This is a genomic window from Bacillus hominis (genome assembly GCF_018332515.1).
Taxonomy (GTDB): Bacteria; Bacillota; Bacilli; order Bacillales; family Bacillaceae_G; genus Bacillus_A; species Bacillus_A hominis.
This window is the reverse complement of record NZ_BOQD01000143.1, coordinates 1-25,492: the sequence shown is the minus strand read 5'-3', so window position 1 is coordinate 25,492 and position 25,492 is coordinate 1. Positions and strand designations below refer to the sequence as shown.

The following is a 25,492-nucleotide window of genomic DNA, read 5'->3' as shown; positions in this document are numbered from 1 at the left end:
TGATTTTGAGAGTTGGAATTAGTTTCGTGGTTGTTGTGCCGCATGTTTATAATTGATATTTCTCGATATTTATTATCGTATATTTGTATATTTTGTTGGAAAATATACAATATTCAAAAAAGTGTTTTAAATATTGTTGATATGTAATATATTTTAAATGTCTTAGTGAGTTTTACATACAAATAGTTATCAAAAGTAGAAAAGAAAGAGAAGTTATTAAGTATTATAGAATTGAGGGGAATTTGTGAAAAAGGGAATTATTATTTTAATAGGGGTTATTATTGTGTGCATAGCTGCGTTTTTTGTGTACGAATCAAAGGAATCAAAAACAAATACAGAACTAAAGCAAACAGAGCCGAAGGAAATAGAACAGAAAAAAGACGAACAAAAAACAACTGTGGATGTGGAGAAATCGGGCGCAAATACAATAGCTACGGAACTTATTCCGAATCCTAAAGAAGTATCGCTGAAACCCGGTGAAGAAAGGAACGTCACTTTATCTTTAAAATTATATGATGAAAAAACAACGAAAGAAAATATGTTTAACCTAGGAGCAGATGAAATAGAGTTTCTATCAGTTAAATCTAGAAACGAAGATGTTGCAGAGGCGAAATTAATGGGAAATGGGCAAGTGAAAATTATTGCAAACGAGTCCCCATCACAAAAAAGTACGGAAATTGAGATTGTTTATAGAAATAAAAAGAAAAATAGAGAATCAACAGTAAAGATACCTATTACAATTAACAATCAGGAAACAAATGTAACACAAGGATTGGAAGGTTATTGGCGCGATGAAAATAACAAAAAATTATTTGTGAAAATTAATAAGAAAAGCGCAAAGAATATAGAGTTTCAAGCGTTTGATTTGTATGAAATCTGGTATACAGGTGATGTTCAATTTAATGCATTTAAGCAAAAGGAATTATCCGGAAAAATGAAGTATACACAGGTGTACGCACAAGATGGAGATATACCACCAGATGAAGAGTTCACACTAGAGAAAGTTAGTGTTAACAAAATTATTGTGTACAAAGGGAAAGATGTATTGAATTTGACGAAATCGTCTAAAAAAGAATTCGAACAAGCACAGTTAGTTCCCGTTGGAGGGGACCAAGGCACCAATACACAAGCAAACCAAGGCAACACTACAAAATCAAAACAAGATAATAATGCACAGCCAAGTCAAAACAACAAACTAAATGGGAATTATGTCAATTTCCAAAGCGATAGTAAACTTGATATCGATGCATCTTTCACGATAATGGATGATAAAAATGCAATGATCAAAGTAGAGCAACGTTCTAATAATAGTAATGGAATAACAACTTCCATGATGGGAATGTTTACAGCAAATGCTGTAAAGAAAAATGATTCCACATGGGCATTCACATGGGTCGATCACAACGAACTCGGAGAAACCAACGGAACAGGTACAATTACCTTTCAAGGAGAAAACGTAACATTAGACATAAAAGGGCGTAATAACCCTTCTGAAGGAAGAGGGATAATTTCTCAAAATGTAAAACTGAAAAAGAGCCCATAAAAAAGCTGAATCTGAATAGTATTCTAACAGATAAGAAAAGCCCTATCTCATACTTAAAGGTAGGATTTTTCTTATCTGTTTCTTTTGGAATGATTGCAGGTTTAGGGTGATTGGAAAATTAAGTAAATAGACCCATTCACTAAAACAAGTTTAATAATTATTTGAGTTAATTATTTTTTAAGGGAACCATCTTTTTGAGTGGAGCGTTAGTTTATCAATGTTATATAATCGCCACACAGAGTTAAAAAAGGGTGCAAATTAACATGCTAGATGGATTAATATTAGAAAGTACATTTATACAAGGGGAAGGGGATGGGTTACGTGCGCAAAAGTTGGTTTTTACTTATTGCAATATTGATCTTATTATCAGGATGCGGTGTAAAACAACAAACTGAGGAAAGCAAACCAAAGGAACAATCGGTATCAAGTAGTGAGGAACAACAAACTGAATCGAGTAGTGAAAAGTCACAAACTGAAGAAAGCAAACCGAAGGAGCAAGCTGCATCAAGTAGTGAGAAACAACAAGCTGAACAGAATAAGCCTAAGGAGCAGACTGTTGCAGGTGATGTAAAACAAAATACAGAAGAAAGTAATCCTAAGGAAAAAACAGATTCTAGTGGTGTTAAACAGGATGCGAAAGAGAGTAAACCTAAAGCACAAACTGAAACATTAGGTAAAACAGCAGATGATGATAATCAAGTCAAGATTGGGAAGGATGGAGAGTACATTATAGATTTTGAAATAGAAAAAGGGACTAATAAAGTGGTTTGGCATATTCCAGGAGCGGATGGACTTTTACAAATGTCAGTAGGGCAGACGCTAAAACTCCACCATAAGAATATGGACCCAGATCAGCCACTTAAAATCTTAGTAAGTGCGGATACGTTAAGTATGGATGAAGTTCCTCATGAAGGCAGAGTTGCAATGCCTGTTGAGGAATATACAGTACATGCTATTAAGAAAGGTCAGGCCGTAATTACTATTGCTCCTAATGCTGATTTGAAATTTGGAGATAAATTCGGAATTAATATTAAGTGAAACAGCGAACAGCGGAATTATAATTCCGCTGTTTTTTGTGTCCACACGTTTTATTGATAGAAAAAAATACAAATAAGTTTTATAAGTTACAATCAGCGAGACATAACAACGAATCGAAGGGATGTGAAGTGAAAAATGATTATAAGAGCAGAACAAAATCGAATTGAATTGCTACGTGAAGCGAATTTAGATGAGCGTATACTTGCTTATAAATCATTTGAATCATTGATTGAGGTTGCAAAAGGACCAGCAAATAAAGTCTTTATTCCGTCTAATGCAATTGAAACACTTGGGGCAATCGGAGAAATTTTTAAAGAAAACCAAGCGAAGAAATTACCTTCTTCAGATACACAAAAAGAACAATAAGAGTGAGGAAGGGAAATGGGATGCCATTTCTCTTTTTTGTGCGTATATTACGAAAAGCTTGTACATATCCATGTATAAAGAAGGTGATACAGTGAAAAAGTATAAAACTCGTATACATGGGAAAAAACTAGTTTCGTTACTCTTTTTATATGCACTAATAGTAATTATTATTGCGTCGATTTTGACGTCACTTTTACATACAATGAAATCAAATTATGCGAATCAATGGTTTGGGAAAGTATCGATGCAAGGTTTTGTTCAAATGATAGAAAGTGAGAATCATTACTATGGATATGATTATTTTAAAAAATATAAACGAGACTCAGTTGGAAGTTTACTATTCTCTATCGCGACGGATTTGAAAATTAAAGATTTAAGAACATTTGTCGGTAAAGAAGTACCCGGTATGTCAAAGTATTATTCTAACATTATCGTAGCTGGGGAAGGGACAAACTATACGAATATTCCTAATGAATCTAGTGTACCGATTGAAGAAGTAACGAAAAATCGAGAAGTAGCAAAAGATAAAGTTACAGAAGCAGAAAAGAAAAATCCAGTGCAGAAAAAGAATGGAACGCAAAAAGGTGAAAGTGCAGTATATATTTACCATACACACAGCTGGGAATCCTTCTTTCCATTATTACCAGGGGCAACTGATCCATCTAGCCCAGATGTAAATGTATCTTTACTAGGGAAACGTATGAAAGAGCAACTTGAAGGACAAGGAATTCCGGTAATTCATGATAAAACGAATATGGGTGATTTACTAGCAACTAAAAAATGGGTATGGAATCAGTCGTATAAAGCATCTCATGGATATGTAAAAGAAGCATTAGCACAGAATAATAAAATTGCGTTTCCAATTGATATACACCGTGATGATCAGCGCAAGAAAGTAACAACAAAAGTAATTAACGGGAAATCGTATGCAAGATTATATTTTATTATTGGGATGGAAAATGAAGGGCGTGCTGAAAATGAAAAAATTGCAAGAGCAATCAATAGTTATTTAGATGAAAACTATTACGGATTAAGTAGAGGGATTTTTCCGAAGTATAAAAAAGACGGAAATGGCGTTTATAACCAAGATTTATCTAAAAATGCGATGTTAATTGAAGTTGGTGGTGTTGATAATACGTTAGATGAATTATATAACACAATTGATGTGTTAACAGAAGCGTTTAGTAAGTATTATTGGAACAATACGGAGAAAGTGAATGGGTGAGGAACGGGAAACTGTTCCTTTTTTGTGTTACTTAAAAAATTATTAGGATTTCATAATGTGAAATAAGAGAGGAATTGTACCTATTAAAATTGATATAATGATTGAAAATTCAGTCATCAAATAGAATTTCTAAACTTTTTAGTATATTATTATGGAAAATTGGAGGGGAAAGAATGGCAATTAGAACAGGGGAACAGTATATTGAAGGGTTGCGAAAAAGAAATCCTGAAATTTGGATTGGTGGAAGAAAAGTAACGGATGTAGTAAATGAAGATGTTTTTCGTGAACCAATTTTACAAATTGCGAACTTATATGATATGCAGCACAATCCAGAATATCAAGATAAGATTACTCATATATGCGAAGAGACAGGAGAAAGGGTATCAAATGCATTTTTAGTACCAAAAAATTATGAGGACTTAAAAGTACGCCGTGAATTATTTGAAGTGTGGGCAAAAGCTACTTATGGTTTAATGGGAAGAACACCTGATTTTTTAAATGTAACAGTTACTTCGATGGCAAGTAATGCATGGTTTTTTGAGAAGTTTAATGCAGAATGGGGAGCGAATATAAAGAATTATTATAAACATATAAGGGATAATGATTTGTTTTTAACACATGCAATTATTAATCCGCAAAATGATCGGAGTAAGGCTTCTCATCAACAAGAAGATGAAACGATGCATTTAGGTGTAGTAAGTGAAACAGCGGAAGGAATGTATGTAAGTGGTGCAAAAATGTTAGCGACACTTGCTCCAATTACAGACGAGGTAATTATATATTCCTATCCAAGTTTTAAACCAGGTGATGAACGTCATGCCATCTCTTTTGCAGTTCCAATTGATGCGCCAGGACTAAGAATTCTTTGTCGTGAGCCAATGCAAGATGGAAAACGCTCTCTATTTGATCATCCACTTGCATCAAGGTTTGAGGAAATGGATGCATTACTAGTATTTCATAATGTGTTTATCCCATGGGATAAAGTATTTATTTATCAAAATATAGAAGCTGGGAATCAATTGTATCCTAAAACGGGAATTGGTCATCAACCAGCACATCAATCTGGAGTAAGGGGGTTAGTAAAATTATCTTTCGCTGCTGAAGTAGCTATGAAATTAGCAGATTCGATAGGAGTAGATGGATTTTTAAATGTACAAAACCAGTTAGCAGAGCTTATGCAAGATGTCGAAACGATACGAGCTCTCTTACAAGTAGCTGAATATGAATATGAAACGAATCCATATGGAGAAGTTGTTCCTGCAAGGTTGCCACTTGATACGATACGCAGTTTATTACCTAAAATGTATCCGCGTGCAATTGAGATTATTCAAACCATTGGTGCTGGTGGATTATTAATGTCACCGACAGGTGCAGATTTTATGAATCCCGAAATTCAAGACGATATGGAAAAATACTATATGGGGCGCGAAGGAGTATCTTCTGAAGAACGAGTTCGTTTATTCAAATTAGCATGGGATTTATGTGGAGAGGCTTTTGGACAACGATTATTACAATATGAGCGTTATTATTCTGGAGACCCGGTGCGCAAAATGGGAATGTTTTATAATGCGTACAAAAAACAACAAACTTTTTCCTTAGTAAACAATGCGTTGCAATCGAGTTCATCAGAAGGTGCTTTGAGCTAAATAAAAATGTTTACGCTTACATTTTTATTTAGAAAAGGAAGGAGCAACAGATGATAACAAGAATTTTACTGTTAGGATGTAAATCTTCTTATATTTTTAAGAACATCTAAAACTAGAGAACTGTAACTGGAATAGGGGAGGTAAATGATTTGATCGCTTCTATCGGTAAAATTTGTAAAATTCTAAATTGTTTTACGAGTGATGAGCCTGTACTAGGTAATTCTGAAATAGCGGAAAAACTAAATATGAATGCAAGTACGGTTCATCACCTTGTTCGTACGTTGTGTGCAGAAGGAATGCTCATTCAAGATGAGCAAAGAAAATATAGATTAGGTTGGAAATTGTTAGAGTGGGGAAATCAAGTCATGTTTCAGCAAGAGATTTATAGTGGAGCAATACCGCTTGTAGAAGAACTTGTAAGAAATTTTAGTGGTACTGTACATATTGGTATGTTTGATCGAGGTGATGTTGTATTTATTTTGAAGGTTTCATCGAAGGAGTCTGTTCAGATCTCAACACATGTCGGATCAAGAGAACCTGCATATTGTACAAGTACAGGGAAAGTACTGCTTTCATTTAACTCATCTTCCTTAGAATATACTTCAGAAAAAGGGCTTTTACCACGAGCGCCTAATACAATTACTTGCGAAAAACAATTCCAGACAGAGTTACAGAAGATTCGTAAGCAAGGCTATTCAATTAGTGATAATGAAAATGAGCATGGACTGTATGGGATTGCAGCTCCTATTCGATCTTATACCGGGAGAACTATTGCGGCGCTTAATATTGTTGGACCTATATCGTATATGCAGGGAAGTAATCGTGAAATCATAATTCAAAGTGTGATGAATACGGCAAATTTGATTTCAAAGGAATTTGGCTATTTGGAAATTTAACTCTAGAAGAAGAGAGCTGAGAATTATTTATATACATGAGCAGTGTATACCTGAATTAACGAAATCTATTGTCTCAATAGGTGCTTTTGATGGTGTACATAAAGGCCATCAAGCTGTTATTAAAAATGCGGTTGAGAAGGCAAAGGAATTAAAGATAACAAATGTTGTGTATACATTTGATCCACCACCACGCTCTTATTTTCAAGGAGCGCAAGTATTAACGTCTATTGATGAGAAGGTGAAACGTCTTCAAAATCTCGGTGTGGAACATGTGATTATAATTCGGTTTGATGAGTCATATTTAACAAAAAGTGCGAGTTGTTTTATTCAAGATTTAATAAGGCTAAATCCTGTAGAAATTTATATTGGTCAAGATTTTAGGTTCGGAAAAAATCGAGAGGGCAATATAGAGTTGCTAAGAGCACACTTCAATATTTCTATAGTGAAAGATGTTTGCTGTGAAGACGGTGAGCGAATATCTTCAACGAGAATTAGAAATTATGTATGTCATGGAGAGTTGCAAAAGTCTAGCTCTTTACTCGGTTGGTCTTTTAAAACGATATAAATAGAAGGAATAAAGAGGAGGAAACAATATGTCTAAAACATTGCAATCTTTTAATTTACTAAAATGGATTGATGAGAATAAGGAGTTATTGAAGCCGCCAGTAAATAACAAAGTTATTTGGCAAGATTCGGAGTTTATCGCCATGATATTAGGTGGTCCAAATAGAAGACGTGATTTCCACGTAGATCCTTCAGATGAATTTTTCTATCAAATTAAAGGTGAATGTTATGTGGAATGTATTACAGAGGAAGGTAAGCGAGAAGTCGTCACAGTAAAAGAAGGGGATGTATTTATGCTACCAGCTATGGTACCACATTCACCACATCGCGTTGCCAACACATTTGGGCTAGTAATTGAAAGAAAACGTAGCCAAGGAGAACTTGAGGATTTCGTTTGGTTCTGTGACGAGTGTAATCATGAAATGCATCGTGTACGTGTTCAATTAAATGATATTGAAAAACAAGTAAAAGAAGCAATTCATAGTTTTAATTCAAATAAGGAAATTCGAGCATGTAAGAACTGCGGTCACATTATGCCAGAAGAAGTGGAGGAATGGAAGTGCGAATAGATTTTCATACACATATTATTCCTGAAACTTTTCCGGATTTTGAAGAGAAGTTTGGTGGCGGTCGTTGGCCAATATTAAATCGGACTTGTACATGTGGTGCAAGTATTATGGTTGGAGGTAAAAACTTTCGTGATGTGACAGACCAAGTATGGTGCCCTAAGAAAAGAATTGAAGATATGGAGCGTGAAGGTGTAGATATTCAAGTTTTATCGCCAATTCCTGTTACATTTTCGTATTGGGCAAAACCAGAGGAAGCCGAAAGTATGGCGCGTATTCAAAATGATTTTATTGCAGAAACAGTTTCAGCACATCCAGATCGTTTTGTAGGGTTAGGAACAGTTCCGATGCAAGATGGAGAAACTGCAATTCGTGAAATGGAGCGTTGTATAACGGAATTAAATTTACATGGTATTGAAATTGGTACAAACGTAAATGGCAAAAATTTAGATGATCCATCGTTTATTGAATTCTTTCGTATGGCTGAAAAGTGGCAAGTTCCAATTTTTATTCATCCATGGGAAACGTTAGGACGCGATAGAATGCCGCACCATAATTTTATGTATACAGTAGGTATGCCAAGTGAAACGGCGCTTGCAGCAGCTACACTTATATGTAGTGGAATAATGGAGAAGTTTCCACGGTTAAAAGTTTGTTTTGCTCATGGTGGTGGGTCTTTTCCATATATTTTGCCACGGTTAGATCAAGGATGGAAAGTGTGGCCGCATTTACGGTTGACCACTCATCCGCCTAGTTATTACGCAAAGAAATTTTATTTTGATTCTTTAAATTATGATCCTATGAATTTGAAATATATGATTGAAAGATTTGGACATGAAAAAATTTTTATGGGTTCGGATTATCCATTTTTATTGCGAGAAATTGATCCTGGCAAAGTGATTGATGAAACAGTTGGTTTATCGGAGGAACAAAAAGCAGCAATGCTTGGGGGAAATGCAGCAGAATTTTTAAATATTGATATAAAAAAACGAGGTGTAGCATATGCAGAGAGTACAAACACCTGAGGATAAATTAAGAGAGTTGGAAATTACACTACCAGCTATTCGCCCAGCGGTTGGAAATTATGTTAGTTGTGTAAAAGTGGGTAACTTATTATTTACTGCTGGACAAGGTGTAGATGAGTATCATGGAAAATTAGGCAAGGATATTTCGATTGATGAAGGGTATAAAGCAGCGAGACAATCCATGTTGAATTTATTAAGTGTTGTAAGAAACGAACTAGGTGATTTAAATAAGGTGAAACGAGTTGTAAAGCTGCTTGGCTTTGTAAATAGTACGGAAGATTTTATCAATCAGCCAAAAGTAATGAACGGGGCATCGGATGTATTAGTAGATATTTTTGGAGAAAAGGGAAAACACGCCCGCTCTGCAGTCGGTATGGCTCAATTACCTAATAACACAACAATTGAAATTGAGATGGTTTTAGAAATTGAGGAGTAGGAGGCGAGGAAGGTGAACAAAGAATTATTAGCTGACAAAATGAAAGTAAAAGATGCGAAATTGTTTATTGATGGACAATATGTGGATTCCATATGTGGTGAAACGTTTGATACGTTCAACCCAGCGACGAATAGAAAGTTAGCTTCTGTAGCGAAAGCAAATGAAGAGGATACAAAAAGAGCAATTGATGTGGCAGAACGAACATTTAAAAGTGGGATTTGGAGTAAAATGCCTGTGGAAGAACGATCAGATATTTTATGCAAAATGTCGGATCTAATTATGGAAAGAGTGGATGAACTAGCGTATATAGAAACTCTTGATGTTGGAAAACCAATTAAAGAAAGTAAAGGATTCGATATACCACGCGCGGCGCATAATTTTCGTTTCTTTGCTGAAATGGCAAAATATTTGGTACATGAGCATTATGACAAACATAATTTTATGTCATATGCAAAGTACGCTCCAGCGGGAGTGACTAGTTTAATCATTCCTTGGAATTTGCCATTTATGCAAATGACGTGGAAAGCATCAGCGGCACTTGCTTCTGGTAATACAGTTGTTGTTAAACCAGCCTCCTATACTCCTTTAAGTGCAGTTATGCTCGGCGAAATTGCAAATGATGCAGGATTACCTCCAGGTGTACTTAATATTCTTACAGGTCCAGGTAATACTGTTGGGACAACAATGACAACCCACCCAGCCGTAAGAAGAATTTCATTTGTTGGAGAAAGTAATACAGGAAAAACCATTATGCGTAATGCAGCAGAAAATTTAATCCCTGTTTCATTAGAATTAGGAGGTAAATCAGCAAATATCGTATTTGAAGATGCGGATTTAGATGAAGCGGTACAAGGATCGATTGAAGCTATTTATCGGAACCAAGGAGAAATTTGTTTAGCTGGTTCAAGATTACTTGTGCAAGAAAGTGTATATGAACAGTTTTTAGAAAAATTTGTAGCGGCTGTAAAAAGAATAAAAGTTGGAGATCCTCTTTCTGAAGATACAGATATGGGAGCGCTTGTATCAAAATCTCATTTAGAAACAGTTGATCGTTACGTAGAAATAGGAATTTCGGAAGGTGCAAAATTAGCCTATGGTGGAAAAAGAGTTGAAAGTTTAATAGAAGGGAATTTTTATGAACCTACTATTCTATATGATGTCGATAATAGTATGCGTGTAGCGCAAGAAGAGATATTTGGCCCAGTTCTAGTTGTTATTCCATTTAAAACAGAAGAGGATGCAATTCGCATTGCGAATGATTCCATTTATGGACTAGCTGGAGTTGTTTGGACAAATGATCTTAGACGAGCGCAACGAGTGGTTTCACAAATTGATTCAGGCTTACTATGGATTAATTGTTGGTATGTTCGAGATTTACGTACTCCGTTTGGCGGTTCAAAGGCGAGTGGGATTGGTAGAGAAGGTGGACGTCATAGTTTCGAATTTTATACGGAAGCTAAGACGGTTACGATGAAATTATAAAGGTGATGTTTTAACTTAACAAAGCTCCGATCTGACATTTATGGAAATAAAATAGTTAGGTGGGGGCTAGTTATAATGTCATTGATTGGGGATATATAAATTTTAAAAATGAGGTGAAAGCAATTGTTAATTAAAGAATTAGCTGATGAACTAGTACAAGCTGAAAATTCACGTGTAGGGATACTTCCTTTTACTGAGAGATATGCTAATTTATCTGTTGAGGATGCTTATAATATTCAACTTGAAGTTGTAGGGAGAAAGATTGAAAATGGACGTTGTGTAATTGGAAAGAAAGTTGGACTTACGAGTGTTGCGATGCAGCAGATGCTTGGGGTAAATGAGCCAGATTATGGACATTTACTAGATGATATGAAGATAGAAAATGGTAGTGAAATTTCAATAAGTTCTTTTGTATCTCCAAAAATAGAGGCAGAAATAGGGTTTGTTTTAGCAGAAGACTTAAATGGGCCTAATATTACATATGTTGACGTACTAATGGCGACGAAATATGTAGTGCCTACACTTGAAATTATTGATAGTCGCATTGCTGATTGGAAAATTAAACTGGCTGATACAGTAGCTGATAATGGCTCGTCAGCGAAAGTTGTAATTGGTAATACATTCTCTAGCATCGATAAAGTAGATTTACGTACAACTGGAATGACACTTTATAAAAATAATAGTTTAATTGCAACGGGTGCTGGTGCGGCTGCATTAGGCCATCCAGCACAAGCTATTGCTTGGTTAGCTAATAAGCTTTATGAATTTAATATTGGATTGAAAGCAGGGGAACTAATTTTACCTGGCGCATTATCTGGTGCTGTTTCAGTTCGAAGTGAAGACAACATTCGAGCTGATTTCGGGTTACTTGGATCGGTTTCTGTAACATTCATATAGATTAAAGTGTTGAAAAAAGGGGGGATAAATGTGGAGAAAGTAAAGGTAGCTATTATTGGATCAGGTAATATTGGCACGGATTTAATGTATAAATTAAGAAAAAGTGAAGTCATAGAGCTAAATGCCATGATTGGAATAGATTCGGAATCGGATGGTTTAAAGCGAGCAAAAGAAGCAGGATACGAGGTTTTTGATAATGGAATACAAGCAATGATTGATAATCCAAGTTTAGCTGATATTGTATTTGATGCAACTTCGGCTAAAGCACATCGTTATCATGCAAAAGTATTAGGAGAGCTTGGGAAAATAGTAATCGACTTAACACCTGCTGCATGTGGGCCGTTCGTTTGTCCTGCTATACAAAATAATGATTTTGTAGATAAGCGAAACGTTAATATGATTACGTGCGGAGGACAAGCAACGATTCCGATTGTTCATGCTATTAATGAAGTGGCAAATGTTACATATGCAGAGATAGTTGCTACAATCTCAAGTCTAAGTGCAGGTCCAGGTACAAGGGCAAATATTGATGAATTTACAATTACGACGAGGCGTGGAATTGAAGAAATTGGAGGGGCAGATCATGGAAAAGCACTTATTATATTAAATCCTGCGGAGCCTCCTATTTTAATGAGAGATACAGTATATTGTGAAGTTAAGTATATGGATGAGACTTCTATCCAAGAAGCGATTCAAAAGATGGTTGAAGTAGTTAGGACATACGTTCCAGGTTATTCTTTAAAACAAGAGCCGATGTTTGATGGGAATCGTGTGACTGTATTTTTAGAGGTTGAAGGAGCTGGAGACTACTTTCCTCCTTATGCTGGTAATTTAGATATTATGACGGCAGCGGCATTAAAAGTAGGTGAAGAATTTGCAATGCAAATCATCTCAGAGAAGAAAAGAGGTGTAATGAATGAGGCGAAATAGTGAACTGCCAGTGAAAATAACGGAAGTTTGTTTACGTGATGGAAGCCATGTAATGAAACATCAATTTACAGAAGAACAAGTTCGTTCTGTAACAAGGGCATTAGATGAAGCTGGTATGCATTATATCGAAGTGAGTCATGGAGATGGTTTAGGAGGCTCCACATTACAGTATGGAAAGTCATTAGTTAATGAAATGAAGTTGATTGAAGCAGCGGTAGATGAGTGTAAGCAAGCGAAAGTAGCTGTTTTGTTAATTCCTGGTATTGGAACGATCCATGAATTAAAGCAAGCTGCAAATATTGGTGCGAAACTTGTTCGTGTAGCAACGCATGTAACAGAAGCAGATGTTTCAGCACAGCATATTCAATTTGCGCGTGAGTTAGGTATGGAAGTATGCGGTTTTTTAATGATGGCACATTCTGCACCAGTTGAAAAGTTAGTAGAACAAGCCAAGCTTATGGAGGACTATGGTGCTGAGGCGATTTATGTAACGGATTCAGCGGGTGCTTTATTGCCTCACGAAGTACGTGAACGTATTCGAGCATTACGTCAATCTGTAAATGTCGAAATTGGTTTCCATGGTCATAATAATCTTTCTGTTGCAGTAGCGAATACAGTGGCAGCAATTGAAGAAGGTGCGACACGTATTGACGGAAGCGTGCGGTGCCTTGGTGCAGGAGCTGGAAATGCCCAAACAGAGGTATTACTCGCTGTTTTAGATCGTATGGGATATAAGCTAGATATAGATTTATATAAGATGATGGACTTAGCTGAGGATGTTGTTGCACCTTTATTGCCAGTACCGCAAGAAATTCAAAAAGGAAGTCTTGTAATGGGATATGCTGGTGTATATTCTAGCTTTTTATTACATGCTGAAAGAGCGGCAAAGCGTTTTGGTGTAGACGCCCGTGATATTTTAATAGAACTCGGGAAAAGAAAAGTAGTTGGTGGACAAGAGGATATGATTTTAGATGTCGCGGCAGAATTAGCAAAGATAAAAATGGGGGTGTAAAAGGATGGCTTTAGTAAAAGGGGCAGATATAGAAATTGTTGACTATTTACTTCAGGCTGAAAAAGATAGAAAAGAAGTAGTGAAAGTAACGGATAAGCATCCGGATTTAACGGTGGATGACGCATATAGATTGCAAAAATGTTTAATTGAACAAAAAATAAACGAAGGTTCTAAAAGAGTTGGGGTAAAACTTGGATTAACAAGTAAGGCAAAACAACAAATGATGGGTATTAATGAAGCGATATACGGATATTTGTTGGAAGATATGTTAGCGTTCGAATGGGAGCCATTACAATACGAAACATTGATTCATCCAAAAGTAGAACCAGAGATTGCCTTTTTAATGGGTGAGGATTTACAAGGGACGAATGTGACAGCTGAGGATGTATTAAAGGCAACGAAATATGTTGCGCCAGCTTTAGAGATTATTGATAGTAGGTATTTAAATTTCAAATTTACATTACCTGACGTAATAGCAGATAATTGTTCATCTTCAAAATTTTTGTTAGGAAGTAAGTGGATTGATGTTAAAGATATAGATTTAGCTAATGTAGGGATGGTTATGTCGAAGAATGGCAAGATTGCTACAACTGGAACGGGGGCAGCTGTACTGGGACATCCAGCAGAGGCGATTGCTTGGGCGGTAAACAAACTTGGTTTACAAAATGAAGGGTTAAAGAAAGGGGATATTGTATTAAGTGGAGCATTATCAGAAGCGATTGCTTTCAAAGCAGGAGATTCTATTATTGCACAATTCGATGATTTAGGAAGTATAGCGATGTTTTGTGAATAAAAAATAAAGCGAGAGATAAAAATGCCCATTATACAAATTCAAATAATAGAAGGTAGAAAGAAGGAGCAAATTCAAAATCTAATATTTGATGTTACAGAGGCGGTTGCGAAAAACTTAGATGTAGATGTTGGAAGAGTACGTGTTCTAGTGAATGAAATCCCGAGTTCACATTGGGGAGTAGGAGGAAAGTCTAAAGCTAGTTTAAAAGAAAGGTAGTTAGTAATAAAAGCAATTTTCATTCTTTTATGAATGGGGATTGCTTTTATTATTTTGAAAAGTTTTAATAATATGTTAAAATTTAGTCTTAGTTTTAAGGAGATAAGGGGGAAGAAACATGCAAATACTACTAATACGACACGGAGAATCAGAAGCTGACATTTTACATGTACATGAAGGACGAGCGGACTTTGAATTAACAGAAAAGGGAAGACAGCAAGTACAAAGACTTGTACAGAAAGTGAAAAAGGATTTTGCACCAGATTTCATTTGGGCAAGTACATTAAAACGTGCTCGCGAAACTGCTGAAACGTTAGCTGAAGGAATTGGGTGTCCAATTCAATTAGAAGAGGAATTAATGGAGTTTAATAATGGGGTACAAGCCGGCTTGTCTTTTGAAGAAGCAAAGAAATACCCTGAGCCGAAGTTTCTTCATGATCGTTTTGAAAATGGAGAATCATTTATTGAATTTCGAATGAGAATAGAAGGGGTATTTTCTAAAATTGTAACAGAGAATACATATGATAGAATTGCAATTGTTGCACACGGTGGTGTAATAAATAGTATTTTACGAGCGTTTTTCCAAATGCCAATTAGCATGGACTATTATTTTAAAATGGGAGATACGGGAATTAGTTTGATTGAACTTACGGATAAACAGAAAACTGTTCATTTTATAAATGATACAAATCATTTAGATGGAATGTAAGAGGATATGTACAAAGTTGTATTTTTCGATGTTGACGGTACTCTTTTAAGCGAGATTGATAGTAGTATGCACGAAAGTACAAAAGAAGCGATACGAAGGTTAATAGATAAAGGGATTCACGTAGTTGTTACAACTGGGAGACCATATAGTTTATGCTCACAATTTAAGGGGCTAGGTGTAAATACGTTTATTTCTGCAAATGGTGCACATATAAAATGTAGGGAAGAAGTTATACATAAATCAGTACTTTCAAGTGAAATCGTTCATGATATTTCAAATTTTGCTGAATTGCATGGTCACAGTGTTTCTTACTTTACAGAAGAATTTGCAATGAATAATATTGCCTCAAAAGATGAACGTGTAATACGAGCATTAAACGAAACTTTAAATTTAGAGCGGTATCCTGACAAAGTTAGAAACTTATCAGAAGAGATTTATTGTGTATGTCTATATGCTGATGAAACAGAGGCTCTAAAATTCTTTGAAAGATATCCAGCACTTACGTTTGAACGTTTTCATAGTTACGTTATGAATGTATTAGAAGATAATAAAGTATCAAAATTAACGGCTATTCAAAAGGTATTGGAGCATTTAAACATTTGTAAATCAGAAGCAATTGCTTTTGGCGACGGTGGAAATGATATTGAGATGTTGCAGTATGTAGGATTAGGGATTGCGATGGAGAATGGTAAAGAAGAGCTAAAGAAAAAAGCGGATTACGTTACAAAGAAATCAAGTGAAGGTGGCATATTATTTGCTTTAGAGAAGTTTAATGTCGTCTAACATACCTTTATTGAAATAAAGGTATGTTAGGATCTTTAACGTGCTCACATAATAAAGTATGAATTTGCCCGCGATGATGATAGACGTGGGCAATAATTTCAAGCAACCATTCGAATCGAGAATAAGAAATACCCCAATAAGCAGTCTTAATTTCCGCTAATTCTTCATTGGAGTAGGATAAAAAAGTTTTAGAAAGTAAATCGTATCCTTGGAGTATCGTTTGTTGCATATGAGCAATTGTTTCAGGTGTATGTTCTATATAAAAGGTATGTAACTCTTTTTCAGTAATACCATTTAAAATGAGTAAATCTGCATGGCAAATAAGAGAAAGATGTGCACACATTTCATATACTGATCGTTTTGAGTGAAGTGGTTGTATTTTTAAATCGCCTTCACTATATTGGTTAAGCATATAAATAGAAGTATCAACAGCAACTTTAAGTTGATGCAATGCAGATTGTACAAATATTGTAATTCTCCTCATCTCCATATATAATAGTTTCTTGAGGGTATTATATCATACTCAAAATTCCGAAAATTCTAGTAGTTTGACTAGCATAATGAAAAGTATTATATTGTAAAAGGTCATATGAAACGTGAAATAGAATGGAATGGAATGCAATTATTGAGTTAGGAGTTAGACCAATGAGTTTGAAATATGGAAGAGATACAATTGTAGAAGTTGACTTAAATGCTGTAAAACATAATGTAAATGAATTTAAAAAACATGTGAATGATGAAAATATTGCGATGATGGCTGCTGTAAAAGCGAATGGGTATGGCCATGGGGCAGTTGAAGTTGCGAAATCGGCTATTGAAGCAGGAATAAATCAACTTGCAGTTGCATTTGTAGACGAAGCAATAGAATTAAGAGAAGCTGGAATTACTGTGCCGATTTTAATTTTAGGATATACACCAGTAGCGGCTGTAGAAGATGTAATTCAATATGACGTTATGATGACTGTTTATAGAGTAGAAGATTTACATGGTATAAATGAAATTGCAAACCGTCTTCAAAAGAAAGTGCGTATTCATGTGAAAATTGATACAGGAATGAGCCGTATCGGTTTACAAGAAGAAGAAGTTAAGCCATTTTTTGAAGAGTTAAAACGTATGCGATATATAGAAGAAGTAGGGATATTTACACATTACTCTACCGCTGATGAAATAGATAAAACTTATACGAATATGCAAACAAGTCTGTTTGAGAAAGCTGTAAATACAGCGGAAGAATTAGGAATCCATTTTCCATATATTCATAGTTCAAACAGTGCGGGATCAATGGAACTTAGTAACACATTTCAAAATATGGTTCGTGTCGGTATTGGAATTTACGGTATGTATCCTTCAAGAGAAGTGGATCGTACAGTTACTTCCTTACAGCCAGCGTTGTCTTTAAAATCAAAAGTAGCTCATGTTAAACATGCGAAGAAAGATCGTGGTGTTAGCTATGGGAATACTTATGTAACGACGGGTGAAGAATGGATTGCAACTGTACCAATTGGTTATGCTGATGGTTATAATCGTCAGTTATCTAATAAAGGGCATGCATTAATTAATGGAGTTAGAGTACCTGTTATTGGTCGTGTTTGTATGGATCAGCTTATGTTAGATGTTACAAATGCAATGCCAGTACAAGTAGGAGACGAAGTTGTATTCTACGGCAAACAAGGTGAAGAAGAGATTGCAGTAGAAGAAATAGCTGATATGTTAGGTACAATTAACTATGAAGTTACATGTATGTTAGACAGAAGAATTCCACGTGTCTATAAAGAAAATGATGAAACGACTGCGATTGTAAATATATTAAGAAAAAAATAAGAAAAAACTGAATCGATAGGATTCAGTTTTTTTATTTTTGACAAATGAAAAATGTTCTATTTATGCCATGTAGTTGTATATTGTTAAATCTTACAGCTTTTAAAGAGGTAATAATTTCGTCTCTAGAATAACATGATTCCTCGATAGAAAAGTCACTCCTATTCCAACAATCCATAATAATCATACTTCGTCATAATTTCAAATCCACATTGTGTATAAAGTTTTAAAGCATTTTTATTTTTTGTTTCAACTTGTAATTCAATTGTTGTAGCACCATTTGTGAAGAGTGTATGTGTCATATAGCTTAAAATAGCTTTACCGTATCCTTTACCTTGAAAGGAAGGATGCACAGCGAATCCTGATAATGTAGTAAAGTGCTCTTGGGGAGTTACTGTAATTGTTCCTAGAACGTTGTTATCGATTAGAGCGCTGTATACTTGATGAGAAGATGAATTCATCATCTTTTGTAACCAGGTAGCTGTATTTTCTACAGAATCCCCGAAAGCTTTACTAGAGATTTCTATAAGATCAGGAAGTGATTCAGAAGATGCGACGAAAAGTTTAATATTATTCTCCGTTGTTTTTTGTGTTTCATTTGATTTGAACTCCATACTATATTCGCTATATAAATAAGATAGTTTCATATGTTTTGCAAATGCTTTCCCAGTTGAGGAATCTCCGTTAATGATGAGAAGAGCTTCGTCTGCTTCTCTATTTTGTACTTCTTTCATTGCAGTTTGTAAAAGGGTAGTGCCTATATGTTGTTTTCTATAGTTTGGATGAACAAATCCTATTAACTCCAGTTTAGTCGGTCTTTCAAAGTCATACATACTTAATGCACCAATTAATTGAGTGTTATCATAAAATAGAAAATCATTTACATCTTCTTTATTACGAGCAGTTAAAAAGTTGACATGTAAATCTGATGAGTAATCAAGGTTATCATATTGCCCACAAATATGAGCTAAATCTTTCATCTGCTGTATTTCACTAGTTGTTAAAAAAGTTCTTTTCTGAATATCCATTGCAGAATCCCTCTCATTCGTATTTAAAAATAGGATGGGTGATGTAACCATTTCTTTAATTCCACACTACCTTGAACAGATAATAATCGATATAAATATCGATATGGTTGTCTACATTTTTCAAGACGAGGAATAGGCATAATGGTCTCATAACCTTGTTTAAAAGCACGAGCCTCTTTGTCTGTAAGTACATATTCTAATCCGATAAAATCGAACTCTCGTGGAGCAATTGCGTAAGCTTCTGTATCTACTAAGCCAGTAATAGATTGACCATCTGATAAAAATTGAGTAGGATCCATATCGATTAAAACGAGTGTAGATTCCTTCGGTGCTGGCAAGGAAGAGAGCTGTGACTCAAAAGTATGAAATCCGTTATGGATGCACTCGTTATCGGAATAAAATATATTTACAAGGTTTTGGCTTACTTTTAAAATATGAGACTTAAATTCTTCTCGCGAAATTTGGAAAGTGCCTGAAGGGTTTCCAATGAAATTAGCTTTATACATATGAATCTCTGCTAGTCCTTTTCCAAGGCTGAATAAAATAGAAGCAGGTTGTCCGATAAATGATTGCAGTGTTTTGCCTTTTAATTTCTCAGTAACCACGTATTGCCGTCCATTTAATATATGTTTTTGTAAAACGGTTGGAATAGGAAGGTTTGTATGTTTTTGCAGCAATGAATGAATCGTTTCTAAATGATGTACATTCCTTGGATCAATTCCAAAAAGGTTTTTGCATCCCCACCAAAAATCATTGTTTGGCTCTTCAGTCATTTTTGAGGAACGAACAATAACTTCTTCAGCTTCTGTTTTAACAAGAAATACGTCGCTTGCATGGTCTTCATAGCCTGGATGTAGTGCTTGGGCAGATAGGATGGGGGAAGTGAATAGTTGTTGTAACATCCGAATTCTCCTTTTATTCTGTAAATTCAATGGATTAATTATATAACATAATGTAAGTATGAGGGGGATTTAGGATTGTAATTATTTCTGTATGAAAGATAGCAATGCTACATAAGAATTACCAAAAAGGTGAAAAATGTGTGTATATAAGCCGATTTCTTTGTATTTACAGAAAAAATTAGTTATGATAATACTAAGAAAATATATATGTTTTGGGGGTAATGAATGAAAAAAGTATTTGAATACGTATTGTTAACTATTGGGTCAATTATTGTAGCTGGTTCACTAGAGCTTATTTTAGCACCTAATGGATTAGTAGATGGCGGGGTAACGGCTATTGCTATTATGGCAAATAAAGTTGCAGGATTACCGCTTTACGGAGTTTTTTTAGGACTTAATATTCCTATTTTACTATTTACTGCAAAAGTAATGGGAAAGAAGTTCTTCATCCGTACATCCTATGCAAATGTTGTTACAACACTCGGATTGATTTATTTAAAACCATTTCCAGCAATTACGACTTCGGAATTATTAATTGTACTTTATGGAGGAGTTCTATTTGGTGTTGGAGTTGGGATCGTTGTAAAAATGGGCGGAGCAATTGATGGGTCAGAAATGTTAGCTGTTTGGATGAACAAGCATTTTAAAGTGCCAATTAGTACATTTTTACTTGCTGTAAATGCGGTTATTTTTGTATTTGTTGCTATTTTATTTTCAATTGAGCAAGCGATGTTCTCATTAGCAATTTTCTATATTGTTACGAAGATGATAGATTTCATATTAGACGGTATTAATCAAGGAAAGAGCGTCATGATTATTTCGAATAAAAATAAAGAAATTGGCGAACTGCTTATGAAAGAATTGCAACTGTCTGTTACGTATCTACATGGAGAAGGTGGTTTTTTAGGAGAGCATCAGAGAATCATTTATTGTATTACAAACCGTTTCATTTATCCAAAAATGAAAGATCTCGTTCTCTCTGTAGATCCAAGTGCTATAATTGAAGCTTCTTATTCAACAGAAACAACTGGTGTAAAGCGTCCAGGAAGGACAGCGAGATCAGGGCAAGTATCAGAAAAATAGTGAGTAAAAATAACTCCACGTAAGTATAACTTGCGTGGAGTTATTTTTAGTTAGGGAACCAGGCTTTTTTCAGTAATTTGACAACCGTTTCGATACAATTTTCTGGAATACTCCCGAAACCGAGTAATACATACGATGCCCCCCTTAAATTATGAACAGAATCGTATGTTGAGAGAGGGTACAACTTAATGCGTTGTTTCGCAGCGGCATGAATAAGTTCTTGTTCGTTCATCCCATTATGAACGTGAAGTACGATATGAAGTCCTGATTGCTCACCGAGTATATGAACGTGAGCTCCTATTTCGTCCGTGATAGATTTAACTAATGAAATGTGCTTTCTTTTATATAACGTACGAATTCGATTTATATGACGTTCCCAATCACCTTTTTGAATAAAGGTGGCAAAAGCGAGTTGCTGCAGGGTAGAAACAGTTTGTTTAAACATACCACCAAGTTCTTTATAGGCTCTTAAAAGATGAGGTGGTAAAACGATATATCCCATTCGTAAAGAAGGTAAAAAGGATTTTGAAAAAGTTCCCATATAAATAACACGTTCCTTTGAATCCAGTCCTTGTAAAGAAGGAATAGGTTTTCCTACATAGCGGAATTCTCCGTCGTAATCATCTTCAATAATATATCCTTCGCAATCATTGGCCCACCTTAATAATTCGAGCCTTCTAGATAATGGCATAATCATTCCAAGAGGAAATTGGTGTGATGGAGTGACGTATGCTACATTAGAACGTGATTTACGTAAAGCTGAAATACGAATCCCTTTATCGTCTAATGAAATAGGGTGAACCGGAAGACCAGCACTTTGAATCATAGCAGTTATACGGTGAAATCCAGGGTTTTCGATTCCGTATTCTTTTTTTGGACCAAGCAGTTGAAGTAGTAACCAAAGAAGAGGCTGCGTACCGGCTCCGATAATAATTTGATCAGGTGAAGAATGTACCCCGCGAGCATGATATAAATATTTTGAAATATGCTCTCGTAGAACAAACTCACCTTGAGGATCTTCTTTAGCAAATAATTCATTTTCATACTGAAATAAAGTTTCGTGTAATGCTCTTTTCCAGTTTGTAATTGGAAAAGCTTTTTGATCAATAAGCCCTTGGCTACAATCATAGTCATATTGTTCTTTTTTTATATTGTTAGCGCTGTTTGACACAACTTGTTGTTTATTTTGAATGACATCAATATCAACTTCTGCAACAAAAATCCCACGTTTCGGTTTACTTTCTACATAACCCTCAGCTAGTAATTGTTGATAAGCAGATTCAACAGTAATACGGCTAACATTAAGTTGTACCGCTAAATTTCTGTGAGAAGGAAGGCGTGTACCGGCAGGCAGTGATCCCTGAGAGATTTCTCGTTTCATATATTCGTAAATTTGTAAGTAAATTGGTGTTTTACTTTCTAATTGTAATGGGATAGTAAGATCCATTTTATGAATTCTCCTTTAAAAACTGGCCATATAAAAAATAATCGAACTGTCACTTAAGTTAGGGGCAGTTACTTTTTATAATAATGATACAACATTTAGAAAATTTTATGAATAGTAAGGAGAGAATCATAATGAATATTAGAGAAGTAATAACAGAAGCAGATTTATATGATGTATTCCCTGTATTACAGCAATTACGAACGAAACTTTCAAGAGAGGAAGCAAGTTCTTTATTTCAAAAAATGAAAGACGAAAATTATAAACTACTTTCGTTACGAAATGAAGATGATGAAGTTGTTAGTCTAGCTGGTGTAGCGATTTGTACGAATTTCTATAATGAGAAACATGTTTTCGTATATGATCTTGTAACTGCGAAAGCTCACAGATCAAAAGGATATGGTAAGGTTCTTCTGTCATATGTAGAAAAATGGGGGAGAAAAAAAGGGTGCAGTTCTATCGTTCTTACATCAGCGTTTCCAAGAGTTGATGCACATCGTTTTTATGAAAGAGAAGGCTATGATAAGGTAAGTTATTCTTTTTATAAAGAGTTATAATACTAAGTAGGTTCTATGTGAGATAACATATAGAACCTACTTTTAATTTAGAATTGAAGGATGAAGAGGGTTAATTGCTTATTTTGTCGAATAGTTTCTTTACAATTGAGACGATAATATTGAATTTAAAGAAGGTTAGGGGAGTTTATACTTGGAAAAAATTCAGAAACTATTAATCCCAAAAGGTGTAAGAGTTATCGTAATATCTGATATTCATGGTGAATTAAATCTTTTAAAGAAATTATTACATAAAGTTAAGTTTAAAGATGATGATTATTTAATTATAAATGGCGATCTTTGTGAGAAGGGGAATGATAGCATTGGCGTCGTAAACTATGTGATGGATCTAGTAGTTAGCAAGCCAAATGTTTATGTTGTTGAAGGGAATTGTGAAGTTGTAGTTGAAGCGCTTGTACATGAAAATCCTGAGCTAATACATTATTTATGTACGCGAAAAAATACAATTTTTAATGAATGGTTAGGGCAGTTGAATGTTATCGTCAATGAAGAAAGTGATATTCGTGAAGTGAAAAACATATTGATGAGCCATTTTTCAAAAGAAATAAAGTGGCTAACAGAATTGCCAACTGCTATTGAAACAGAGGATTATATCTTTGTACATGCAGGGCTTGAAGATAGAGAGGATTGGAAACAAACAGACAGGAAAAACGCAATTGCAATGCCAGCGTTTTATAATAAGTCACACAGAGCGGATAAGTACGTAATTGTTGGACATTGGCCTGTTGTGAACTATTCCGAGGAGGCGCCGTCTAATAATCCGGTCATCGATAAGAATAAAAAAATTATCGCGATTGATGGTGGTAATGCGATTAAAGAAGCAGGGCAATTAAATGCATTTATTATTCATCGAGATGCTTTAAATGATACATTTTCCTATACATATGTAGATCATTTTCCACAGTATGAAGTATTGGCCGATTTTAATGCAAATTCAGTAATGCAGGGCGGGGTTACATATCCGCATTATTGCATAGAACCTGTGGAGAGAATGAAAGATTTTACTGTATGTAAACAAATAGGAACAAATGAACTACTTCATGTGAAAAACGAGTATATAAAGCAACTTGAATCAGGTGAGTACACAGTGAAAACGGATATTTCTTGTGCGCAAATCAGTATTAGAAAAGGAGATGCCGTTTCTGTAATTGATGGTAGCTGCATGGGATATGATTTAATAAAAAAAGATGGTGTAGAAGGCTGGATAGAGAAAGGGATTCTACTTGAGATAGACAAAAAGGGAAATAAAATATTCAGCTAAAATAGGAGGGATATAACCTCCTATTTTTTATGCCGTAGGTGTTGAAAGTATATTTCTTCTAAGTTGTTATATAGTTCATCTCCGGAAATTTCGTTTTTCTTTAGTTTTTGAGTTTAATAAAAGTATGTACGAAATTCCGCAGCGGCATCTGTAATTTCGGGTATTAATAATATTATTAAATGATTGAAGGTTTGTGTTTTGATTTTTCTGAAAAAATATTATAATTGTATATGAAATAAAGAGGAATGTAGGAGGAAATTATGCAAAACGTTATATTAAAGGGGAACAAAGTTACAATTCGTACAATAGAAGAATCAGATATAAAAACATTATGGAATCTCGTATTTAAAGAAGAAAATCCAGAGTGGAAAAAATGGGATGCACCGTATTTCCCGTTCACAATGCAAGAATACTCGTCCTATAAAGAGAAGATGCAAACTCATTTACAAGAAGAACCTCTATCAAAATTAATTATAGAAAATAACGGTCAAATTATTGGGACAGTCGGATTTTATTGGGAGCATAAACCGACGCGTTGGTTGGAGATGGGAATTGTTATTTATGATCCAACATACTGGAATGGTGGCTACGGTACAGAAGCATTAACATTATATCGAGATTTACTATTCGAAAATATGGAGATTGGTAGAGTAGGGCTCACAACTTGGTCTGGAAATGAACGAATGATGAAAGTAGCGGAGAAAATAGGAATGAGCTTAGAAGGTAGAATGCGAAAATGCAGATATTATAACGGAACATACTATGATTCTATTCGAATGGGAATGATTCGTGAGGAATGGGAAGTGTTATGTGTAACGAAGGGGTGAGGAAGCATGTACGCTATTATTGCTACATTTGATCGTTTGTTTATTAATAAAATTACAGAACTGCAAAATGAATTAACAAATTTAATTGGAACAAATCAACTAGCTGGAGTAGAACCCCATATTACATTGGCTGATTATAATGAGTTGGATGTTAATTTATATACGGAGAAATTAGAAGGGTTTGTAGCTATTCAAGAGAACATCGCTGCTGTAACGTTCCCTTCTGTTGGAACTTTTCCTACTAACGGAACGATCTTTCTAGCACCGACCATTACCGATGAATTATTAAGACTTCATCATTCTTATCATGATTATTTCAAAACTTTTCATGATATTCCAAATTCATATTACGTACCAGGAAAATGGATTCCGCATTGCACGATTGCAGATGAGTTAAATTTAAATCAGTTTTTAAGTGTAATGGATT

General features: G+C 35.0%; 27 protein-coding genes and 2 pseudogenes. 24 read left to right on the top strand and 5 right to left on the bottom strand.

The window, feature by feature from the left end; genetic code table 11:
* Positions 1 to 244 precede the first annotated feature (244 nt).
* From KI356_RS15125 to KI356_RS15040, 18 genes and pseudogenes are all read left to right on the top strand, one after another.
* The gene (locus tag KI356_RS15125) at positions 245 to 1,543 is read left to right on the top strand and encodes a hypothetical protein (RefSeq protein WP_212935810.1); all 1,299 of its coding nucleotides are present in this window, start codon (positions 245 to 247) and stop codon (positions 1,541 to 1,543) included.
* Positions 1,544 to 1,855: 312 nt separating this feature from the next.
* Complete coding sequence (locus KI356_RS15120) at positions 1,856 to 2,581, top strand: hypothetical protein (RefSeq protein ID WP_238486196.1); 726 nt, start codon at positions 1,856 to 1,858, stop codon at positions 2,579 to 2,581.
* A 138-nt stretch (positions 2,582 to 2,719) separates the two neighbouring features.
* A pseudogene (locus KI356_RS15115) lies at positions 2,720 to 2,947 on the top strand (SPFH domain-containing protein); the annotation flags it as partial.
* Between the two features lie 91 nt (positions 2,948 to 3,038).
* The gene (spoIIP, locus tag KI356_RS15110) at positions 3,039 to 4,172 is read left to right on the top strand and encodes a stage II sporulation protein P (protein ID WP_307856620.1); all 1,134 of its coding nucleotides are present in this window, start codon (positions 3,039 to 3,041) and stop codon (positions 4,170 to 4,172) included.
* A 173-nt stretch (positions 4,173 to 4,345) separates the two neighbouring features.
* Entirely contained in the window at positions 4,346 to 5,818 is a 1,473-nt protein-coding gene (locus KI356_RS15105) for a 4-hydroxyphenylacetate 3-hydroxylase family protein (RefSeq protein ID WP_212935808.1), read from the top strand.
* Between the two features lie 149 nt (positions 5,819 to 5,967).
* Complete coding sequence (locus KI356_RS15100) at positions 5,968 to 6,714, top strand: IclR family transcriptional regulator (RefSeq protein ID WP_212935807.1); 747 nt, start codon at positions 5,968 to 5,970, stop codon at positions 6,712 to 6,714.
* A 16-nt stretch (positions 6,715 to 6,730) separates the two neighbouring features.
* Positions 6,731 to 7,279: an FAD synthetase family protein gene (locus KI356_RS15095; protein ID WP_212935811.1), complete on the top strand. Its 549-nt coding sequence runs from the start codon at positions 6,731 to 6,733 to the stop codon at positions 7,277 to 7,279.
* 28 nt (positions 7,280 to 7,307) lie between these two features.
* Positions 7,308 to 7,847 carry a 3-hydroxyanthranilate 3,4-dioxygenase gene (gene nbaC / locus KI356_RS15090; protein WP_088058417.1) on the top strand — a complete coding sequence of 180 codons (540 nt, stop codon included), beginning with the start codon at positions 7,308 to 7,310 and terminating at the stop codon, positions 7,845 to 7,847.
* Positions 7,832 to 8,869 carry an amidohydrolase family protein gene (locus KI356_RS15085; RefSeq protein ID WP_212935806.1) on the top strand — a complete coding sequence of 346 codons (1,038 nt, stop codon included), beginning with the start codon at positions 7,832 to 7,834 and terminating at the stop codon, positions 8,867 to 8,869. The genes nbaC and KI356_RS15085 overlap by 16 nt, the downstream gene beginning before the upstream one ends.
* A complete protein-coding gene (locus KI356_RS15080; protein ID WP_212935805.1) occupies positions 8,847 to 9,305 on the top strand; it encodes a RidA family protein in 459 nt (152 codons plus the stop codon). Before KI356_RS15085 ends, KI356_RS15080 begins: the two co-directional genes overlap by 23 nt.
* A 12-nt stretch (positions 9,306 to 9,317) precedes the next feature.
* A complete protein-coding gene (locus KI356_RS15075) occupies positions 9,318 to 10,787 on the top strand; it encodes an aldehyde dehydrogenase (RefSeq protein WP_128279813.1) in 1,470 nt (489 codons plus the stop codon).
* Positions 10,788 to 10,910: 123 nt separating this feature from the next.
* Positions 10,911 to 11,684 carry a 2-keto-4-pentenoate hydratase gene (locus KI356_RS15070; protein ID WP_212935804.1) on the top strand — a complete coding sequence of 258 codons (774 nt, stop codon included), beginning with the start codon at positions 10,911 to 10,913 and terminating at the stop codon, positions 11,682 to 11,684.
* A gap of 30 nt (positions 11,685 to 11,714) precedes the next feature.
* Positions 11,715 to 12,614: an acetaldehyde dehydrogenase (acetylating) gene (locus KI356_RS15065; RefSeq protein WP_128279815.1), complete on the top strand. Its 900-nt coding sequence runs from the start codon at positions 11,715 to 11,717 to the stop codon at positions 12,612 to 12,614.
* On the top strand, positions 12,601 to 13,626 hold the full coding sequence (gene dmpG / locus KI356_RS15060; RefSeq protein ID WP_212935803.1) for a 4-hydroxy-2-oxovalerate aldolase: 1,026 nt from the start codon (positions 12,601 to 12,603) through the stop codon (positions 13,624 to 13,626). Before KI356_RS15065 ends, dmpG begins: the two co-directional genes overlap by 14 nt.
* Positions 13,627 to 13,630: 4 nt before the next feature.
* Positions 13,631 to 14,419 carry a 2-keto-4-pentenoate hydratase gene (locus tag KI356_RS15055; RefSeq protein WP_212935802.1) on the top strand — a complete coding sequence of 263 codons (789 nt, stop codon included), beginning with the start codon at positions 13,631 to 13,633 and terminating at the stop codon, positions 14,417 to 14,419.
* Between the two features lie 15 nt (positions 14,420 to 14,434).
* Entirely contained in the window at positions 14,435 to 14,635 is a 201-nt protein-coding gene (locus tag KI356_RS15050) for a 4-oxalocrotonate tautomerase (RefSeq protein ID WP_164881555.1), read from the top strand.
* Between the two features lie 118 nt (positions 14,636 to 14,753).
* On the top strand, positions 14,754 to 15,344 hold the full coding sequence (locus tag KI356_RS15045; protein WP_128279818.1) for a histidine phosphatase family protein: 591 nt from the start codon (positions 14,754 to 14,756) through the stop codon (positions 15,342 to 15,344).
* A gap of 6 nt (positions 15,345 to 15,350) precedes the next feature.
* Positions 15,351 to 16,127, top strand: a complete 777-nt coding sequence (locus KI356_RS15040) for a Cof-type HAD-IIB family hydrolase (RefSeq protein ID WP_128279819.1) — start codon at positions 15,351 to 15,353, stop codon at positions 16,125 to 16,127.
* Between the two features lie 7 nt (positions 16,128 to 16,134).
* On the opposite strand, the gene KI356_RS15035 is transcribed toward KI356_RS15040, so the two are convergent.
* Positions 16,135 to 16,596, bottom strand: coding sequence for a DinB family protein (locus KI356_RS15035; protein WP_128280659.1), 462 nt, complete (start codon positions 16,594 to 16,596; stop codon positions 16,135 to 16,137).
* A gap of 176 nt (positions 16,597 to 16,772) precedes the next feature.
* Between KI356_RS15035 and alr the strand changes: the two genes are divergently transcribed.
* Positions 16,773 to 17,948, top strand: a complete 1,176-nt coding sequence (gene alr, locus KI356_RS15030; RefSeq protein WP_128279820.1) for an alanine racemase — start codon at positions 16,773 to 16,775, stop codon at positions 17,946 to 17,948.
* Positions 17,949 to 17,979: 31 nt separating this feature from the next.
* Here the strand turns inward: alr and KI356_RS28200 are convergent.
* The 3 genes and pseudogenes from KI356_RS28200 to KI356_RS15020 form a co-directional block, all read right to left on the bottom strand.
* A pseudogene (locus KI356_RS28200) lies at positions 17,980 to 18,126 on the bottom strand (class I SAM-dependent methyltransferase); the annotation flags it as partial.
* On the bottom strand, positions 18,107 to 18,973 hold the full coding sequence (locus KI356_RS15025) for a GNAT family N-acetyltransferase (RefSeq protein WP_128279821.1): 867 nt from the start codon (positions 18,971 to 18,973) through the stop codon (positions 18,107 to 18,109). The gene KI356_RS15025 and the pseudogene KI356_RS28200, both read right to left, overlap by 20 nt.
* A 23-nt stretch (positions 18,974 to 18,996) precedes the next feature.
* A complete protein-coding gene (locus KI356_RS15020; protein ID WP_212935801.1) occupies positions 18,997 to 19,875 on the bottom strand; it encodes a protein kinase family protein in 879 nt (292 codons plus the stop codon).
* A gap of 225 nt (positions 19,876 to 20,100) precedes the next feature.
* On the opposite strand from KI356_RS15020, the gene KI356_RS15015 reads away from it, so the two are divergent.
* Complete coding sequence (locus tag KI356_RS15015) at positions 20,101 to 20,958, top strand: YitT family protein (protein WP_002148483.1); 858 nt, start codon at positions 20,101 to 20,103, stop codon at positions 20,956 to 20,958.
* A 46-nt stretch (positions 20,959 to 21,004) separates the two neighbouring features.
* On the opposite strand, the gene pdxR is transcribed toward KI356_RS15015, so the two are convergent.
* Entirely contained in the window at positions 21,005 to 22,405 is a 1,401-nt protein-coding gene (pdxR, locus tag KI356_RS15010; RefSeq protein ID WP_212935800.1) for a MocR-like pyridoxine biosynthesis transcription factor PdxR, read from the bottom strand.
* 131 nt (positions 22,406 to 22,536) lie between these two features.
* On the opposite strand from pdxR, the gene KI356_RS15005 reads away from it, so the two are divergent.
* From KI356_RS15005 to KI356_RS14990, 4 genes are all read left to right on the top strand, one after another.
* Positions 22,537 to 22,959, top strand: a complete 423-nt coding sequence (locus tag KI356_RS15005) for a GNAT family N-acetyltransferase (RefSeq protein WP_128279824.1) — start codon at positions 22,537 to 22,539, stop codon at positions 22,957 to 22,959.
* A gap of 151 nt (positions 22,960 to 23,110) precedes the next feature.
* Positions 23,111 to 24,238, top strand: a complete 1,128-nt coding sequence (locus KI356_RS15000; RefSeq protein WP_212935799.1) for a metallophosphoesterase — start codon at positions 23,111 to 23,113, stop codon at positions 24,236 to 24,238.
* Positions 24,239 to 24,498: 260 nt separating this feature from the next.
* The gene (locus KI356_RS14995) at positions 24,499 to 25,065 is read left to right on the top strand and encodes a GNAT family N-acetyltransferase (RefSeq protein WP_212935798.1); all 567 of its coding nucleotides are present in this window, start codon (positions 24,499 to 24,501) and stop codon (positions 25,063 to 25,065) included.
* A 6-nt stretch (positions 25,066 to 25,071) separates the two neighbouring features.
* Positions 25,072 to 25,492 (top strand): 2'-5' RNA ligase family protein (locus tag KI356_RS14990; RefSeq protein WP_212935797.1); only part of this gene is annotated, 421 nt, incomplete at its 3' end.

Bases quoted from the DNA above. Each gene is read 5' to 3' on its own strand.
- KI356_RS15120 (WP_238486196.1), top strand. From the start codon at position 1,856: ATGGGTTACGTGCGCAAAAGTTGGTTTTTACTTATTGCAATATTGATC.
- KI356_RS15105 (WP_212935808.1), top strand. From the start codon at position 4,346: ATGGCAATTAGAACAGGGGAACAGTATATTGAAGGGTTGCGAAAAAGA.
- nbaC (WP_088058417.1), top strand. From the start codon at position 7,308: ATGTCTAAAACATTGCAATCTTTTAATTTACTAAAATGGATTGATGAG.
- KI356_RS15085 (WP_212935806.1), top strand. From the start codon at position 7,832: ATGGAAGTGCGAATAGATTTTCATACACATATTATTCCTGAAACTTTT.
- KI356_RS15080 (WP_212935805.1), top strand. From the start codon at position 8,847: ATGCAGAGAGTACAAACACCTGAGGATAAATTAAGAGAGTTGGAAATT.
- dmpG (WP_212935803.1), top strand. From the start codon at position 12,601: ATGAGGCGAAATAGTGAACTGCCAGTGAAAATAACGGAAGTTTGTTTA.
- KI356_RS15055 (WP_212935802.1), top strand. From the start codon at position 13,631: ATGGCTTTAGTAAAAGGGGCAGATATAGAAATTGTTGACTATTTACTT.
- KI356_RS15045 (WP_128279818.1), top strand. From the start codon at position 14,754: ATGCAAATACTACTAATACGACACGGAGAATCAGAAGCTGACATTTTA.
- KI356_RS15040 (WP_128279819.1), top strand. From the start codon at position 15,351: ATGTACAAAGTTGTATTTTTCGATGTTGACGGTACTCTTTTAAGCGAG.
- alr (WP_128279820.1), top strand. From the start codon at position 16,773: ATGAGTTTGAAATATGGAAGAGATACAATTGTAGAAGTTGACTTAAAT.
- KI356_RS15025 (WP_128279821.1), bottom strand. From the start codon at position 18,973: ATGGATATTCAGAAAAGAACTTTTTTAACAACTAGTGAAATACAGCAG.
- KI356_RS15020 (WP_212935801.1), bottom strand. From the start codon at position 19,875: ATGTTACAACAACTATTCACTTCCCCCATCCTATCTGCCCAAGCACTA.
- KI356_RS15015 (WP_002148483.1), top strand. From the start codon at position 20,101: ATGAAAAAAGTATTTGAATACGTATTGTTAACTATTGGGTCAATTATT.
- pdxR (WP_212935800.1), bottom strand. From the start codon at position 22,405: ATGGATCTTACTATCCCATTACAATTAGAAAGTAAAACACCAATTTAC.
- KI356_RS15005 (WP_128279824.1), top strand. From the start codon at position 22,537: ATGAATATTAGAGAAGTAATAACAGAAGCAGATTTATATGATGTATTC.
- KI356_RS14995 (WP_212935798.1), top strand. From the start codon at position 24,499: ATGCAAAACGTTATATTAAAGGGGAACAAAGTTACAATTCGTACAATA.